Source organism: Streptococcus suis YS56 (genome assembly GCF_000440115.1).
Lineage (GTDB): Bacteria > Bacillota > Bacilli > Lactobacillales > Streptococcaceae > Streptococcus > Streptococcus suis_L.
Map to the genome: position 1 here is coordinate 1 of NZ_ALMY01000012.1, position 16,379 is coordinate 16,379.

Sequence of the window (16,379 nt, forward strand, 5' to 3'; positions counted from 1 at the left end):
TCCACCCTGAGGGAATATTTGGGTGACTGGTAGAAAATAATAGCGATAAAAAATACCATAGATTAGCCTTTTTTTATTATACCATTATTATTTTTTTCTAGCATTTTTGGGACATTTTGGACAAATTTTGGACAAGAACTTTTTTAACAAATTTCAAAAAAGTTTGTAAAAACACTTGACTACTGCTAAAAATAACGGTATAATAGATGCATAAGGTAAGGGGGAGGTTACCTTAGACAAGGAAACTAACAGAAAGGAGTAATAAATGTTTAGGTACTTAAAAAAGCCAATCAAGATTAGAACTGATAAGCTGGTCATCAAACTAAACCTTATCATCCTAACCATTGAGTGGCACATCGAATTGGATAGTGAGTAATCACTATCCACCCCTTCGGGGGTGTACTTAAATATTATCAAAAAATGTTATGAAAGTAAAATACAAAGTAAATAAACACAGTTTTGACTGGAAAGCCTTCCTAGCGTGGTCATTGCTCATTGCATTGATACTCTGGTTGGTTTTCAGATAAGGAGTATCTATGATTCAAGTACTATCAAAGGAAGAAATGATGAACTTCTTCCAGACACATTCACGCTATCAAATTGCACAAGCTACAGGTCTTTCTGAGTCCACCTTGGCAAACTATGTCAAAGGTCGGACTGACATTGGCGGCATGTCGTTTGATAAAGTGATAAAGATTACTGCATATTATGAAAGTCTGAATAAGTAAATTCCGCTACAACAGACATTTTCAAAAATGTCCGTCACAATAGAAAATAGCCCCCAGCAAACGCTGAGGGGCTTTGAAATACAATGATAGCGGTTGGGCGGCGTATCCAACATCTCAGGTACTCTCTCGAGTGCGTCAGGAGCCTTTCTGAACTCGTTATCACTATTTTAAATAATCTTTCTCAGAAATAGTTTTCAGACGCTCTTTATAATTGACAAAGGTTGAGAACTTAAAACGTTTAGGGTCTGTTAGTTTGTGAGTATCCTTATCCGATACAGCTTTATTAAAATCAATAATAACTTTAATAAGTTTGTTGATAATCATTTTATCGTTATCCATCAACTTATAGTAGTCTGTCACCTCACGCAATCGAAAGTTAGTATTCAAAAGATATTTCTTATCTTCCAAAATAAGAGACTTCCCTAAATCCAATCCTTCGACATAGCCTACTCTGTTTGACGGACGCAATTTATACTTTAACTGATACCCTTTTGGCATATAGCTGCGCAGGGGAATAAGGAAAGTCAATTCTTGGATTTGCACCAAAACAATCGCAAAACCACGACCTTTATTCAAGATTTTCTTACTTCGAAAATCGTAATCCATAGCTTGGATAATATCGAAATCTTTACACATTTGTAAATCAATTTGACCAAGTTTCAGTCTCTTACTCTTCATCTACACCTACCACAAAAAAAGCCTACCAACAGGACATTGGCAGGACGCATTTCCAATGGGATACTTCTGTTAACGAGCGCGTCCCTCCGCCCCCTCATTGCCACAAGGCATGGATTTAACGACAAGCGATGTCGGAACATAGAAAGGAGGTATTTAAACCGTTTCTGTTCGCTATTATTATTCCACACATCTCTATATTTTGTCAAGAAAAATTTACTGAATATCAAAAAAGCCCAGCAAACCGCTGGGCTGAAAATCTATTTAAACGTACCATAAGGCACCACGTTACGCCGATTCGACTCCTCGCCTGCCGCTACATAACGACGTACACCGCTACGACCAACATACGATACCCAAATGTATCCATCGGCAATATAGACCGAATCATAATTAAACTGCTCGTCATAAGTGTAAGTAGCTACAACTTTACCGTCTAGACCAGGCTTGTCTCGGACATTGAGCAGAGATACTTTAACGGTCATTGTCCCCTGCTCGTCTTTGACCTTACCGAGATTGCCACTACTTGCCTGTGTCACCACTGCAGTAGAGTCGCTGTAAGGTGGATAAAACCAGCCAACAAGATTGCTGATTTGCTGACTAGAATACTGAGCAGGACCTCCGACAGACAGATTGCCAACTAGGTTCTGCTCGATAGTTTGGGCAGTATTGCCACTGACTCCGATAATCAGACCAGTATGCCCATAGTTGATACCATCGCCAGCCCAATAATTCTTGACAAAGATAGCTCCCGGGCGTGGACGCTCTGAGGTAGGCATGTAATGCACCTCAAATCCGTGTTGCTTGGCTGATTTAATCAAATCAATGGCATTGCCCCAAAGAGCTTTACCAAAGTATTTGCCACAAATCCAGTTAGGCAAATCGACGCACTGGTTGCCGTACCAGCCATCATAGTCTACGCCTTGACCACGATTGGCTAGGTCTTTAGCAAAATTGACTACTTCATTTACTGTTGTCATTGTCTTCTCCTTTCCAACTATCATTCATCTGTTTTACAGCTGATTCAATAAAGGTTTCCAACTGTGTATCAGTCATATAGATGTTGTATTTAGCAAGCTGATCTGTTACACGACGTTTAGCCATGTCTAGTTTATCAACATGATGTTCTTGGTCTAGTTTTGTAATCTGTTCAACTGCGTTGACGGCGTTCCGTGCCAAAATCTCTGTGATTTCGACTGCGCGCTTACCACCTTTTGCAATCAGATACTTCTTGACTTCATGGACAATCATTCCGGCTACAATAGCAAAAATACCTGTAGCCGAGCCAATAATAAGTTCAGTAAGTTGATTCATATCAATTCTCCTTCTTCAATGGCAACTCACAATATATGCCATACATAGTTTCAATTTCGCCATTGCCGCCTAAAATCTTATACGATTCAAACAGCTTGGCGATTTCCCGACGTTCTTCAAGAGTTGTCCATCCTCGCTCGATGGCAGCGTCCAAATCGCGATAGAGGACATAACGACGACTACTACGGCTACTCGTTTTGAGATTTTCGACATCATACTTAATCGCTTCACCAGTCGACTTGTTGTCATCTGCAACCTTTTGCAAAGTCGTTAGACGAGCATTGATAGCCGTTAGTTCGTTCTTATTGTTCGCTCCAATCTTTGCGATGGCAACCCCACCAATCGCCGTCACTAATGTTCCAGCGAAAGGTGTTGCCGCATGCAAAATTTGGATAAAAAGATTTGGTTCTTCGACCATAGGCTATCCTTCCTTAGTCAATTCGTTAAAGATTTCATCATCTTCAACTAGTTTGCGAATGTAAGCTTTGATTCGGTCCTTAATAATTGGACTAAATTTAATATCCTTCCACTTCATGTTGCCTTCCATAACTTCTAGAGCATATAATTTAATCATCATGTCAATTCTCCTATCTTTATTAAATATCAGTTTCAGGACTATCTTCAGATTCATCATCAAAGATACCTGTCGCAAAAAGTTCTTCATCGGTAAGGATTCCTTTCTCATAGAGCAGGACGGTAATTTTCAAGAATGATGAACGGGAAGCTGCGGACAATTTTACTTGCTCTTTAACCTTTTCAAGATTCTTTGTAGCTTCTTCGGTAATATCATCAATCTTGGCAAGACGCTTGCCAATTTCATTGAATTTCTCATCTTCTGCTCTGTTTGGGAAATTTTCTTGATACATTTTCTCCATAGCCATATCGAATAGCTCGCTATCTGTCAAATTGATAGCTTCTTTATCAAATGCATAGGGAATAGTTGCTCCCTCTTCGTTCCCTACAACTACAATAGTTCGATGGGGAGAAGACCCGAGCCACTCCGTGTTCTTGGTTAAAAATTTGAACTTCATGGTATTTCCTTTCTAAATCATAATAGTTAACTGACCTCTATACACAATTCCGTTACCAGTGGATAAAACATTTAGTGCTCCTGTACCTTGGTTGATTTGGACATGGCTGTTATCAGAACCGCTTATAGACCACTTAGCGATTACTAACATATAGGATTGTGGCGCAACCCAAATATCACTTGGGATGCTCCCTATGTTAATTGTTGATCCGTTACCTGTGAAATCGTACTTAATTGTTAGTACATCCCCAACACGCTTGTAATAAGTACCTGGATACCCTGCTGACTGCCAGCCTGTATTGATGAGGTTGGTGTGGTTGGTTTGGGGAGTTATTTCAACCCAAGGATACCATGTAGCAGAACCATTTGAGGACTTGTAATTATTAGCATGTCGTCTGTACACCTTCCAGCCGCCACTCCAAGACCTAGCAATCTGAAATATATCTGTAGTAGCTCTGTATGTTTCAATCCAGCCATAGTTTGAAGGAAAAGGACTGTTTGTACAGCCTGGATTTATCCAGCGCGTGCCATTGTTAACATGAGTATTGACATCTGTATTGTATGCGTAGATAGTATTTCCTTCGACATTTGTCAATTGATATTGCTGGATTGGCTGACCATTCAAGTAATATCCACCAGTTGACTCTATAGACCCCTTGGGTAGGTTAGTATCTACGATTTTACCGACCGCAAAGCGGTTGCCCTTCTCATAGCTGAATACTACCGCTTCGGTCGAAACTTTGATTTTAAACTCCGAGCGAGTGAACTTGTCTTCAAGTATTCCTATGACATCCCACGACTTATCCGAAGAATAAGTACCTGATAGATTGGCCAGTGAATTTGTTAGGCTCGACAAGGTCGTAAAAGTACCAGATGCTGGACCGTTGTCTGTCGTGTAATTATTGCTATCAGCTGGAGCTACACGAAAAGTTAAAGTCATTGTGTTCCGTTGACTGCCGCCAACGGTCAGCGGAGCAATACGAGCGTTTCTGAGGATAGAGAATGTACTCGATGTCGCTCCCGAACGTTCCACACCAAAGTTTAAAACTGGTGCAAAATATTCCAACACTGTCACAGTTCGCTCTATCGTGTTACTCGTTCGACCACGACTGTCTGTCACCCTTGCTCGTATAGTAACCTGACCATGATAGTTCATAATTCCTAAGCTACCACCATTTTGACTAGTAGACTGATTCTTGCCGACTATCTCTGCGTGATAACTTGTGATGGTCGAGCCGTATGCACCTGTAGCTTGTCCGAAATGTACAGCAATATTCGAAACAATCTGCACAAACTGTTGTTCTCCTGGAATCAGCGTCCTAGCGGCAGTATTTCCGTCTAATAGTGTAAAACCAGTCAGCCGTGGCTTGATACTATCTGGAACGCTTGCTGTGAAGGTAGTTGACTGCGTACCTGTTTTCGTCGAACCTGAGTAGGTATCAACGTAGATTGTACCAGTCCCGCTTGTTGCGTTTGGGATGTTGTTCGCAAAATCAAGGGGAATAGTCCAAGTAGCGGATGTATCTACATTGGTTGCTATTGTCCCCTGTTTATTTCCCCAATGATAGCGTACTGTATGCTTAAAACTAGAGCTTTGACGGTTGATGTTGATAGTAAGTGCACTACCAATAACCCCAGAGCTAACACTTACAGAGCTGGAACGTGGGATTGTGGTCAGCCCATGAACCCAGTTCCCCGAAGCATTACCAAAATTCAAAGTTCCATAGCTGATATTGCTCATATTAGAACTCAGGCTAATTCCTGCTGATTTTGTCCCATCAGCATTGTGACCTACTTGAAATTGTACTGAGCCCAAATATTTTTTAGAACCGTTCAGATATAGTGGACCAACTGCAAGGGTTTGAGATTGACCATCACAAGTGACGGTGACGGTATTGCCGTAAGTATTACCAAACTCAATGTTCCACCCTGTGTCCATTCCTATCCAAACATCAATCTTGACTACTGAACTGTTTCCGCTTATATCTTGACTGACGGTGGATGATGTGCCTTCTAGGAAACCTCTCCAGTTCCCTGAATATCTAAATACTGCCATACTTTCAAGTTATCCCTTTCTACCAAACATACCGTTTAACATTGATGTCTGGATTATTTTGATACTGTTCTTCTCTGAATCGTCCGATTTGAACCGTCTTTGAAAAGATACCGTTGTCAATGTGGATAACCCCTTTATCCACATACATGACTGGAGTACCACTCGAAAACATCGTGATACGTCCATCTGGGCTAAACAACATGCTGGAGCTACCGTCTGCCTTGCCTAATGACAATCCATCGTTTGAGACCTGCATAAAGGTATCTACCGCATTCCAGCGCTGTGCTTGGTCTCCTAGGTTTGTCTCAATTTTTATGACACGCTGTAAGTGAGTTATTAAGTCTTTTTCAACCTTGGCCCATGTAGCTTCGTCGGCTTCTTTCATATCTTTGATTTGTTTCAAGATATTGTTTACAGTATCTAGACTCGCTTTGGCTTCCAGCTCCGCTTGAATGATACCTGCCCGCTCGTTTAGGGCGTTAATTTGCTCCTGCGTCAATGCTTGGTCCGCTTTTGAGTTGAGTTGGTTTTGGAGGTCTTCTGGAGAAGCCTGCCAGCCTAAATCAATATTCCCACGTCTGAGCGAGACTTTTTCAAATTCCACTTCCCCGGTGAAATCTCTTGCATAGATAGAGAAATCAAGAGACTTCATCTGGTTTCGAGGTACGTTTATCCTAAAGGTAGTCGCAAATTGCACAACTCCTCTATTATTGACCACATCTAAGCGACTGGATGTCAAATATGTTCCACCAAACCATGTATTTGCACTATCGTTTTTTCGACCGCTTAAATAAAGTGCAAGATATGGATTTATACTACCAGCGACATAATTAGTGACCTTAACTGAGATTGATGCTATATATACTTGATTGACATCGTCATTAGCTGTCTGAGATTTTATACTTTGATAAATTGTCTTAGTTTTATTAAATTCTCCTGTAATTCGTGCTTTACCATCAACTATAGTCACTCCATTTCCTTGCCATTGGTCCAAGTTTGCATTAAATGAACTGTTGAGAAGAAGGTTGTCTTCTAATTTCAGTCTCGCCCATCTATCCGCCCAGCGATACTTTGTCTTATCCGTACTATCAGCTTGGGTATAGTCCGAATAGTGTCCAATGTACCGCTGACCATTATCAGACGTGGTCAGACCTGTACCGTCTGCGTTGTCTGAGTAAGCCCAATGAATGTACGGAGTTCGCCCGTCTGCTCCCTTAGGTCCAGGAACTCCATCTTTTCCATCCTTACCTTTCCATGGAGACCAACGATAACTTGCAGGATTAGTGCTATTGGCAGCGTTAAAGTCTTGATACATGCCGATGTATGCTTTGGATTGGTCTGTCTGACTAAAACCGCCACCAGTTGCGTTATCTGCGTATGCAATATGGGTATATTGAGTACGACCATCAGCACCTTTCTCTCCTGGGATACCTTGCTCACCTTTATCAATCAAACCTTTAGAAACAGTAATCAAACTTCTATCGCTGGCAATAGCTTTAACAGTTGCCAATATATATACTAAGCCCAATTTTTTTGTGTGATAAACAGACATAGAGACTGTATCGCCAATTTTTACTAACCCAGTATCCTCATTCACTACCCATGTTCCTGTATAACCAGGCGTACTGTACTGAGATATGCTTGTTTGATTGTATTGATAGTTTGTTGTGAATAGATGATACGATAACCCTTGGATACCTTGCGCACCTGTCTCCCCCATCTTAGCCACTGAGTAACCAGTCTCGCTAGTATTATCAGTATATGCCCAAACTGTTTTTGTCCACAGAAATTGACCATTGGGGACGCTTGGTACCTGAGATGTCCATGACGTTGGCTGAATTGTGCCAGATGTCGATTTTCCGTAAGTAATCGTCGTTGAACGAATACCTACTCCGTCCTTACCTGCGATACCATCTCGACCAGTATTACCATCACGACCAATACGAGAGACATTGTAGCCAGTCTCCGTGTTGCCGTCTGTATAAGTCCATACCGTCTTAGTCCAAAGATAATTTCCAGGAGCAACGGTCGGAACTGCCGCAGTCCAACCAGTCGTCGGTGCAGTGGCACCAGTGGTTGAACTAGCATAAGTGACGGTAGTTGAACGAATACCTACTCCGTCACGACCTGGAAGTCCATCGGCTCCTCTTTGCCCAGGGTCTCCTTTTTCGCCTTTTGCACCATCTCGACCATCCAATACGTTTACAAACGTCAGCTCATCAACAGCTACCTCATCGTTACCTATGTATGCTGCCACCGTCAAAGTAGATGTATCCGTAACATCTGCACCACGGACAGTGTAGGTCATCCCCGTTTTAACAGCACCATCCAAAGACCAGCGCCAAGTCACGTTGGCAGTTATTGGTCTACCGCCCTTGTAAAGAGTAGGCGTCACAATGGATTGACCAGTTCCATTCTTGAAAATAACACCATTATCAGTAGCCAGTTTGATAAGATATGGCTGTGACGCTTCAAATAATTCATCAATTCGTTTTTGGAGATCATCAGGCAACAGATTGTCTAACGTCTTGAAATTAGCAAACCTCGTCCTATTGCTAGATGGATTAGTAAAACTAATCTCTTGCTCAACCACTCGCATTCGAAGTAAAAGCGTCGGTGCAAATCCATCATCATATACAAAGACCGTATCGCCAATCCCTCGATCAATAAAGCCCTCTACCTCATAAGACACGTCTGGATAAGCATGTTTTTTCAGTTCACGATAAGCTGTAGCTCGAATAACTTTCTTATCGGCACTATCAACAGTAATATCCTTTCGAATCCATTGGTCAGCCATGGTACCGCTTGTGAATGCAGAAGGAAACATTTGCATAGATAACGGAGCGTAAAGAAGTTCCCCTTGTTGATAAAACTCCCTCTCTCCATGTTCGTTATTTACAGACCAAGCCTCCATGCCACCGATAGTAACAATATCGCCATTCTCAGCTTTTCCAGTTGGTCGTACGGCATTGTAAATGTTTGTATTATCTACCGTTCGAATCAAACTCTTAAAATCTTTTCCATAACGCAATGGTTTGGCATGGATACGCCCAATACCATGATGCGTATCATCATTTTCATGATAGATATTTACCACAAACGACTTGATAGAAGAATCATCATTAAGGTAAGTTTTAAATTCAAGTTCTGCACCAAATTTATTTGCCAAACTCAATAAACGTGCCAATTTTGTATCTTGACCTGTCCACTCAGCTTTAATTCGTTTATCTGAAATCTCGTTCACACCAATAGTCAACAAAGTGAAATTCAGTAAATCCATTGCCTCGCAATACTCTTTAAACGTTTTTGGTTGCTCCGATTTGAAAGGATTGGCGTATTCGTTAATTAGCTCCAGGTTAAGATTGACACAAGAACAAGTGATTGTTTTCTCGTTTTCTACAATTTTTCGAACTTTAAATAATTGAACCTCTCCCTCGTATTCAAACGAGACAAAAGCCTTATTGTTAAGGTAATGATAAGCATGCTTCGATCCAGCATCTTTCTTCAGAGAACGTTTAAATACCGTAAATTCAAAAGTGGATGACCCCGTTTCCAGATACCTGGTCCACTTGTCGTTTATATAATTTAGGGCATCCTGTTTATCGTTATCAATTGAAGCGACTTGGCGTAAATTCATGTCATGAATCGTTAAAAGCATTATAGATACCTCTCTTCAAATTGAATAGACACGGTAGGTTTATTTCTAATCCAGCTAGAACAATAAATCTCTAACTCACTCTCTCCAGGCGGAATTTTCAACCACGAAGAACCTTGAATACGGTCTCCAAAACGATCCATGCCATCAACGGTTATAGTGTCATCCTCACAATCAATAACGACCGTAGAACCAATTGGATAACGATTTGGAATATCTTTAGCGACGCTAACATGATCCTTGCGGTAGTAGAAACTATCCAGATACATGTGTGATACAATCGGATGGTTCCCAATTGATGAGAAAGCAATATGGATTTTCTTAGACTTTTTCCCTTTAATCTCAGGAATGTAGAACTCATTATAGGTGCCAAACCAATAGACCATTACCCTATCATCATTTCTCTTTAAATCAGACCAGCCACGAGGTTCATTGAAAGGATTGTGATAATCCCAATGTGTACCTGTAAAACGCCATTGCTTAATCATGTTGTAGCCACCTTTTCCATCGGTAGCCATAAAATTATATTCACAATCAAGCCCATTGCTTCTCTTAAATGTTTCTACACCGTATAAAAATTGACCGTTGGTATCCGATACCGTAATTTTCATAGCTCCGTACTGATTTGTAGCACCAAGCCAAAAAATTTGCCTCCACCACAAGTAATCATTGATAGAACCAACCCCACCAGCACTATCGTTTGGAATATCCAAGGTAAGAGAACTAAAACCACGACCGTTTAATTCAAGATGGTCGCGCCCCCAAACATTAACCTTCCGAATACTGCCACTGAATACAGGATTTGCATTTTGGTCATTCATGATTCCGATGTTAGGAGTGCCAGAAGTTAAAGCATTGCCAATTTTTGAATCTCTAAAGTCCAGTAGCATCTCAGACTGCTTAACAGATACAGTGTCAGCTTCCTCTCTATTTCCAATAGCTGTAGCACCCTTAGCATTTACTGCAGCAAGATAACCATTCTCAGAATTGTGTTTTACAGTAATAATCGGAAAGGCATCCGTAGTTCCATCATTTTTTAAACGGAATGCCAAACGATCTGATTTTACAGTGGGATTATCAAATCGCCGATACGTTGTCGAATGAGCGACCCCATCAGGAATCAAAAATGTCACCGTCCCAGTTGACCAATATCCCCTTCCCTCTCTAGTGGGAATTTTCCCTGTCTTTCTTGCCAAGTAGTAAACATTTGGCTCATCAGAAAACAATAACTTCGCTTCTGAATCCGTTTCAAAATACTTTGCAAGTTTACGCTTCAAGGTATTTCTATCCTCTGCCCATATAGAGAAATCCACTTCAATATATTTTGGATTAATTGTTTTATCAGTAACAATTGCCCCAATCTTTGGTCCATCCGTTAAAGTCAATGAAGTTTCATTTCCAATATCACGACGAATATCGTGGATAACAATCAAATCCGAAAAATCATGCTCATTAAATGTCATTGTTACGATACTCATCGCCTTACTCCTCTCATCGCACTTTCAATCCAATTCCTATCATCCTGAAATTCCATAACCATTTGACCAACCTTTGCCTTATCCAAATAAACATCAGCAGGTTTAATCGTAAAATCAGCCATAGTCAGGAACGTTAAAATTTCTCTAAGCACACCAACAACATTGCTATTATCAATATGGATGGTTGTACCAGAATTATTCGAAGCATTAAAATGCTCCAATCCTTTAAATAAACTAGCATCTTCTGGAAAACCAATACCCTCCGCATAGTTGGGAATCCCCATACGTCCCATCAATCGCTCTGTACTACTAGCCTTCAAAACCTTCGAACCTCTAGGCAGGTCCAAAAGAACATTACGACCATTCGGAATAAAGCTCTCGCCACTAGGAAGCGTGATTAATTCCTTATACATAGGTCCTATTTGGTCATTGACCAAAGCCAAACCACCAGGGTGGAAGTTAGTACCCGTAAAGTTCGCGGCATAACCATTCAAAGGATTATGCACTTCACCCCTCTGAATAACTCTTAAGACAACTTCCTTATAATTAGGAATGGAATTAATCTGGTCACGTACGTATGATGCAGTCCCAGAAGCATTATCCCAAGCCTTAATTGTTAACTCTCTATTTGGAACAGAGTTGATACTTTGTGTAGCTTGCTTCACAATACCACCAGTCAGGTCACTGGCTTTAATTTCAACCGGCTTATCTTGTTTTACATTATTAATGGCCCACTGAGCATCAATGACAGGATTCGCCGTTAAGTTCTCAGCCAACAACTGCTTCTGAGCTGGAGTCAAAGCATTCCACTGATTGAGCAAATCCTGACTCGTCGCAATCTCAATCATCGCCTGATTCCCGTTGATGATTAAATCCTTCTCATTGACAGTTAAAGCATTCCATATGCCAGTCTTCTCAACAGCTTCCAAAATCATCTCTCGAGCATTGCTATTGATAGTGGCATGCTTCAAGATGAATTGCAGATTATTCCACCCAGCTTCAGATTGAGTCGCCTTGACCAACTCTTCCTCAACATTGGATTTCAATTTTGCTTGCTTCTCATCCCAAACGAGCCCTCTCCAACGAGAGTTCGCATCAATCGCCTCTTGACTCATCCCCTCAATGGTCTGCCCGAGATACTGGTAATCTCCCACTACTTTGGCAGTACTAGCAGTTGAAGTATTTACAAAGTCTTCCCAAGAGATTCCCATCGCATCCAGAAGCGTTCGATAACTTTGTTCAAGTGCAGCAAGACCACTCTCATTTCCTTTCATCGACTCTTTTTCCCTATCGTACAGAGCCTTCAAAGAAACAAGGTACTTACTCCTATAAGCCTCCAAGGTGGCGAAATGGTCTGCCTCCATCACTTCTAATTGCCGATTGATTTCCTCACGAGCCGCCACCTCTTCTTCCGAATCACCCTTGATTTTATTTCGAAGATTAATTAAGTTGTCGCGATGTTCCTCATAAGCGGCCTTCTCATCATCCATCCATTTTTTAGTGGTGTTAACTACTTGTTGAATCTGAGTTTTATTTAAGTCCTCCAATTGCCCATTCATAGCTTTTTGGATAGCAAGTCGCTCCTCACTCGAAAATTCCATCAACTCCAACTGCTTATTAATCAACTCAGTTTGCTTCTCCAGAACAAGTTGCTTCTCCTCTTCTGTTAGCTGAGTATGATTCTCTTTATGACGCTGATAGATAGCCAGCACTTCATCGCTCAACCGTTGCGTGTAAACTTTTGTATCTTCTGCATTCTTTTTCAACGAGGCAACAACCTCATCACTCAGCCCAAGTTTCTCAGCGATTTCAAGGTCTTTAGCTAACTTTTCATCCGTCAAACCATTGATTTCATCAACCAAATCCTGAAAGGCCTGCTTGACACTCTCAACATCCTTCTTACCATTTTCACCAAAAAGACTAACAGCCCTCGTAGACTCATCAACCTTATCCTTGAACTCAGATAACTGCTCCGCCTGAACCTTATCAACCTCAGTACCCCACTCTTTGGTACGCTGATAAGCATTCCCAAGTTCAGTAGCTAAAATACTCACACCAGCCAAAGCAACACCAGTAACAATCGCACCCCAAGTAATCGGATTCCCTAATAACCCGACACTACCAGCAGCAGTTGCAGAATGTTCCCCTAACTCCTTGATAGCATTCACACCAGCCTTCTCAGCACGCAGATTCGAAATCCACTTCCCTAACTTACCAATACCACCAGTTAAATCAGCAACAGTCCCAATAGTCGAACCCAAAACCTTAGAAACCGGCGAAATTGCGCCAACCATCAAAGCCATGTTGATGATATTACGCTGAGTTCCCTTATCCAGTTCAGCGAATCCTTTTGCCAAGCTTGCAACATCATCAATCAAAGGTTCAGAAGCATCTAAAACATCCAGAAACGCATCCAACAAAGGACCACCCAAGGTAATGGCAATATCGTTCAACTTATTACGAGCCATCTTCAATTTACTCTCGGTTGTCTCGTAACGTTTCTGTGCCTCCGTTTGTAAAGCGTTCCCGCTTGCCCACTCTTTATTTGCCATACCAAGAGTTTTAGCGAGCAGTTCCCCAGCACCGGCAAGACGTTGCAAACTATCAATATCACGGATATTGCTAATCTTCATATTCTTCAAGGTTTGCGTAACATCTCCACCTTCTTCTTTGATGCGACGAAGACCATTTAAGAAATCAACAATCGCATTTTGAGGTTCAGCCTTCCACTTAGCAGCAAACTCCTCCGCAGACATTCCAGCAACAGCAGCAAATTGCCCCAAAGCATCCTCGCCCTCAGCAACAGCCGTATTCATTTTCTGCATCACACGACTCATAGCAGAACCACCAGCCTCAGCCTCCATACCAACAGAAGACAAAGTAGCCGCCAACGCCATAATCTGCGCCTCAGTCAAACCAGCCAACTTACCAGAAGAAGCCAAACGAAGACCCATATCAACAATATCCTGCTCAGTCGTAGCCATATTGTTACCCAGCTGAACAATCACATTCCCCAGCTTCTTGAAATCCTCCGTCGGCATACCAGTGATATTTTTAAATTTCGCAAGCGCAACCGAAGCCTCTTCCGCAGACATATTCGTAGACTCACCCATATCGATCATGACACGAGTAAAACCAATAATATCCTCAGTCTTAATCCCTAACTGACCAGCAGCCTCCGCAACCTTCGAAATCTCAACAGCCGAAGCAGGGAGCTCCTGACTCATCATCCGAATCTCATTGGACAACCTCTCATAAGACCAATCCTGAGTCTCATCAACCGTCTTCTTCACACCAGCAAATGCAGATTCAAAATCCATAGCTGCCTTGGCAGAGAGTGTCATACCCCCAAAAATAGCCAGTGAAAGCGCTTGTGTCCGCTGAGAAATACCATTCAACCCACTCTCAAACACCTTAGCCTTCTCACTAAAGTTCATCAGCTTATCACTAAACAAATTCAACTTCGAACTAGCAAGAAAAGATTGCTTCCCAACCTCTTTTAGCCCTTCCTTGTATAACTGTAGTTGAGCCTTACCAATCTGTAATTCACGATGAAGAGCCTTGGCTTTTTCTGTCGAATCTCCCTTTGCTTTCGTTTCTGCATTATAATCAGACTCAAGCTGAACAAGATATTGAGAATGCGTTTTGATTGCATCGTTCAAAGCCTTACTCTGATTTGAATAAGCCTCGCTCGCTTCTGAACCTTTTTTGAAAATCTCCGCAATTTTCCCTTGCAACTCAGCTTGCTTGAGATAATCTTCCCTTGTATTCACGAAATTATCTCTACGAGCTTTTTCTTGCTGCTCCATCTCTTTTCTCAATTTTTCAGCAGCTGCAACCTCAGCTTGTTGTTGCTGTTCAATAGCTAAACGCCTCTTATCAATAGCATCCAACCGTTCTTGTTCATATCGAGCTTCAGTAGAATAGACCTCTTTTAACTGCTTATGATAATCAGCCATCTTAGTGTTGGCACTCTCGATGTCCCCAGCCAACCTTTGCGCTTTCTTAGACATCTTGCCATTAGCTTCCACTTCTTTTTCGTATTCAGAATTTAGTTTGGACAAAACTTGTGACTGAGTTTGAATAGCTTTATTCAGAACTTCTTTTTGTTTAGAAAAAGCCTTAGCAGCATCACTACCCGTTTTGTAATAATCAGAAAGCCCCTTCTGAGCCCTCACTTGCTTTTCAAAATTCTTGAGCTGATTCTTCACACGAGACATCGAATCACCAACTTTGGTTGCATCCAAGTTCAGCTCAATGACCATTTGTCCTAATGGAGTACCATTACCCGCCATTCTATCCTCCTAATTGATCGAACATTGATTCATAAACATTTCCATGCTCATGACTTCTTCTTTTTCTTCCGTCTTGGCTGATAAAATAGACAAAATAGTTTCAAAATCAGCCTCCAAAACATCGCTTAGAGAAAAGCCCGACTGACTAGCTACCAAGTCTCTAACAAACGTTAGGTATCTGTCTCTAGTTTCTTTGAGAGAGAGCTTTCTAGCTTTGGGTCATCACCCTTTGCTCCCATCGCCTTATCCAGCAAATCATCAACAGTCCGAACCAAATCCCAAGACGGAACACCTTTCAGAATATCCTCAGGACTAACCACTTCTGTAGTGAACAAACTAGCTAAAAATTCCACTTTCCTAGTGATAAAATCATAAGCAGTCATCTTGCCAGATTTCTTCTCAAATTCTTCAAGCATTTTCAGATAATCCAGCAACTTCTGGCCAGAAACATGGTTCTCCCTAATCACTTTTTCATAGCCGTTCTCACCATGTAATGTTAATTCAAGTTTTGCCATATCGTTTTCCTTTCAATAAAAATAGGAGACGGGGATTCCCCGCCCCCTGAAATTAAGCAGCGATTTTAAGGTTTTGACGTAGCTTAGTAACTTCCTCGTCAGTTGTAGCGAATGACACATAGGTCCCTTTTGTTTTGCTATCATCACTAGCCATAGGCACGAAGGTCAACTTCTCTGTAGGCAACTCTTTATTATCTTTTTCCTTGGTTTCCACACCAATAGCCTCCATAGAGAAACGACCTTTGTAGAAACCGATGCCAATTTTTTGTCCCTTTCCATCATGTGACCAAATTACCAACGAGCATAGTGGCGCCTCTGTATCCACACCAATTGATGTCAGACCATCAACCTTTTTACGACCAAGAATCTCATTCTGCACCTTGAATGGAATATCTACCAATTCAAGGCCCACAGAAATATCTCCTACACCCTTTGCATTAGTGTGATACACCGAGTTAGAACCAAATGTTTTGATAATCTCACTGGTCAATCCAGTAATATCAGCCTTCTTCGTCGCACCTTTATCTTGGGTACCATCTAGTACAAAAACATTCGCATCTTTGACAGGTTCCCCTTCATCTAGTACCCGAATCTCAATTGATTCAAAACCAATCATTGTCATATACTTCTTCT

General features: G+C 41.4%; 14 protein-coding genes. 1 reads left to right on the plus strand and 13 read right to left on the minus strand.

The annotated features are described in order from the left end of the window. The first annotated feature begins 536 nt into the window (after positions 1-536). Positions 537-728, plus strand: a complete 192-nt coding sequence (locus SST62_RS0101645; protein ID WP_029186052.1) for a helix-turn-helix domain-containing protein — start codon at positions 537-539, stop codon at positions 726-728. A 162-nt stretch (positions 729-890) separates the two neighbouring features. On the opposite strand, the gene SST62_RS0101650 is transcribed toward SST62_RS0101645, so the two are convergent. The 13 genes from SST62_RS0101650 to SST62_RS0101710 form a co-directional block, all read right to left on the minus strand. Then, entirely contained in the window at positions 891-1,406 is a 516-nt protein-coding gene (locus tag SST62_RS0101650; RefSeq protein ID WP_029186053.1) for a hypothetical protein, read from the minus strand. 257 nt (positions 1,407-1,663) lie between these two features. Beyond that, positions 1,664-2,383: a CHAP domain-containing protein gene (locus SST62_RS0101655; RefSeq protein ID WP_029186054.1), complete on the minus strand. Its 720-nt coding sequence runs from the start codon at positions 2,381-2,383 to the stop codon at positions 1,664-1,666. Next, a complete protein-coding gene (locus tag SST62_RS0101660; RefSeq protein WP_029186055.1) occupies positions 2,367-2,717 on the minus strand; it encodes a phage holin in 351 nt (116 codons plus the stop codon). The genes SST62_RS0101655 and SST62_RS0101660 overlap by 17 nt, the downstream gene beginning before the upstream one ends. 1 nt (position 2,718) lies before the next feature. Next, the gene (locus SST62_RS1000000111835; protein ID WP_029186056.1) at positions 2,719-3,135 is read right to left on the minus strand and encodes a hypothetical protein; all 417 of its coding nucleotides are present in this window, start codon (positions 3,133-3,135) and stop codon (positions 2,719-2,721) included. A gap of 3 nt (positions 3,136-3,138) precedes the next feature. Further along, the gene (locus tag SST62_RS1000000112560) at positions 3,139-3,294 is read right to left on the minus strand and encodes a hypothetical protein (protein WP_153309049.1); all 156 of its coding nucleotides are present in this window, start codon (positions 3,292-3,294) and stop codon (positions 3,139-3,141) included. 19 nt (positions 3,295-3,313) lie between these two features. Further along, positions 3,314-3,748: a DUF1366 domain-containing protein gene (locus SST62_RS0101675; RefSeq protein ID WP_029186057.1), complete on the minus strand. Its 435-nt coding sequence runs from the start codon at positions 3,746-3,748 to the stop codon at positions 3,314-3,316. A gap of 12 nt (positions 3,749-3,760) precedes the next feature. Next, positions 3,761-5,803 (minus strand): DUF859 family phage minor structural protein, encoded by a 2,043-nt coding sequence (locus SST62_RS0101680; protein WP_029186058.1) that lies wholly within the window; start codon positions 5,801-5,803, stop codon positions 3,761-3,763. Between the two features lie 19 nt (positions 5,804-5,822). Further along, complete coding sequence (locus tag SST62_RS0101685) at positions 5,823-9,461, minus strand: phage tail spike protein (RefSeq protein ID WP_029186059.1); 3,639 nt, start codon at positions 9,459-9,461, stop codon at positions 5,823-5,825. Continuing rightward, positions 9,461-10,936, minus strand: coding sequence for a distal tail protein Dit (locus SST62_RS0101690; protein ID WP_029186060.1), 1,476 nt, complete (start codon positions 10,934-10,936; stop codon positions 9,461-9,463). Before SST62_RS0101690 ends, SST62_RS0101685 begins: the two co-directional genes overlap by 1 nt. Further along, positions 10,933-15,231, minus strand: a complete 4,299-nt coding sequence (locus SST62_RS0101695) for a phage tail tape measure protein (protein ID WP_029186061.1) — start codon at positions 15,229-15,231, stop codon at positions 10,933-10,935. Before SST62_RS0101695 ends, SST62_RS0101690 begins: the two co-directional genes overlap by 4 nt. A 9-nt stretch (positions 15,232-15,240) precedes the next feature. Then, positions 15,241-15,387: a hypothetical protein gene (locus SST62_RS1000000112565; protein ID WP_153309592.1), complete on the minus strand. Its 147-nt coding sequence runs from the start codon at positions 15,385-15,387 to the stop codon at positions 15,241-15,243. Between the two features lie 14 nt (positions 15,388-15,401). Further along, complete coding sequence (gene gpG, locus SST62_RS0101705) at positions 15,402-15,746, minus strand: phage tail assembly chaperone G (protein ID WP_029177014.1); 345 nt, start codon at positions 15,744-15,746, stop codon at positions 15,402-15,404. Positions 15,747-15,798: 52 nt separating this feature from the next. Beyond that, on the minus strand, positions 15,799-16,368 hold the full coding sequence (locus SST62_RS0101710; RefSeq protein WP_029186062.1) for a major tail protein: 570 nt from the start codon (positions 16,366-16,368) through the stop codon (positions 15,799-15,801). Positions 16,369-16,379: the final 11 nt, after the last annotated feature.

What these genes read in the sequence shown, in the direction of transcription:
- SST62_RS0101695 (WP_029186061.1), bottom strand. Translation starts at nt 15,231, where the DNA reads ATGGCGGGTAATGGTACTCCATTAGGACAAATGGTCATTGAGCTGAAC.
- SST62_RS0101690 (WP_029186060.1), bottom strand. Translation starts at nt 10,936, where the DNA reads ATGAGTATCGTAACAATGACATTTAATGAGCATGATTTTTCGGATTTG.
- SST62_RS0101645 (WP_029186052.1), top strand. Translation starts at nt 537, where the DNA reads ATGATTCAAGTACTATCAAAGGAAGAAATGATGAACTTCTTCCAGACA.
- SST62_RS0101650 (WP_029186053.1), bottom strand. Translation starts at nt 1,406, where the DNA reads ATGAAGAGTAAGAGACTGAAACTTGGTCAAATTGATTTACAAATGTGT.
- SST62_RS1000000111835 (WP_029186056.1), bottom strand. Translation starts at nt 3,135, where the DNA reads ATGGTCGAAGAACCAAATCTTTTTATCCAAATTTTGCATGCGGCAACA.
- SST62_RS0101660 (WP_029186055.1), bottom strand. Translation starts at nt 2,717, where the DNA reads ATGAATCAACTTACTGAACTTATTATTGGCTCGGCTACAGGTATTTTT.
- SST62_RS0101710 (WP_029186062.1), bottom strand. Translation starts at nt 16,368, where the DNA reads ATGACAATGATTGGTTTTGAATCAATTGAGATTCGGGTACTAGATGAA.
- SST62_RS0101680 (WP_029186058.1), bottom strand. Translation starts at nt 5,803, where the DNA reads ATGGCAGTATTTAGATATTCAGGGAACTGGAGAGGTTTCCTAGAAGGC.
- SST62_RS0101685 (WP_029186059.1), bottom strand. Translation starts at nt 9,461, where the DNA reads ATGCTTTTAACGATTCATGACATGAATTTACGCCAAGTCGCTTCAATT.
- SST62_RS0101655 (WP_029186054.1), bottom strand. Translation starts at nt 2,383, where the DNA reads ATGACAACAGTAAATGAAGTAGTCAATTTTGCTAAAGACCTAGCCAAT.
- SST62_RS0101675 (WP_029186057.1), bottom strand. Translation starts at nt 3,748, where the DNA reads ATGAAGTTCAAATTTTTAACCAAGAACACGGAGTGGCTCGGGTCTTCT.
- SST62_RS1000000112560 (WP_153309049.1), bottom strand. Translation starts at nt 3,294, where the DNA reads ATGATGATTAAATTATATGCTCTAGAAGTTATGGAAGGCAACATGAAG.
- gpG (WP_029177014.1), bottom strand. Translation starts at nt 15,746, where the DNA reads ATGGCAAAACTTGAATTAACATTACATGGTGAGAACGGCTATGAAAAA.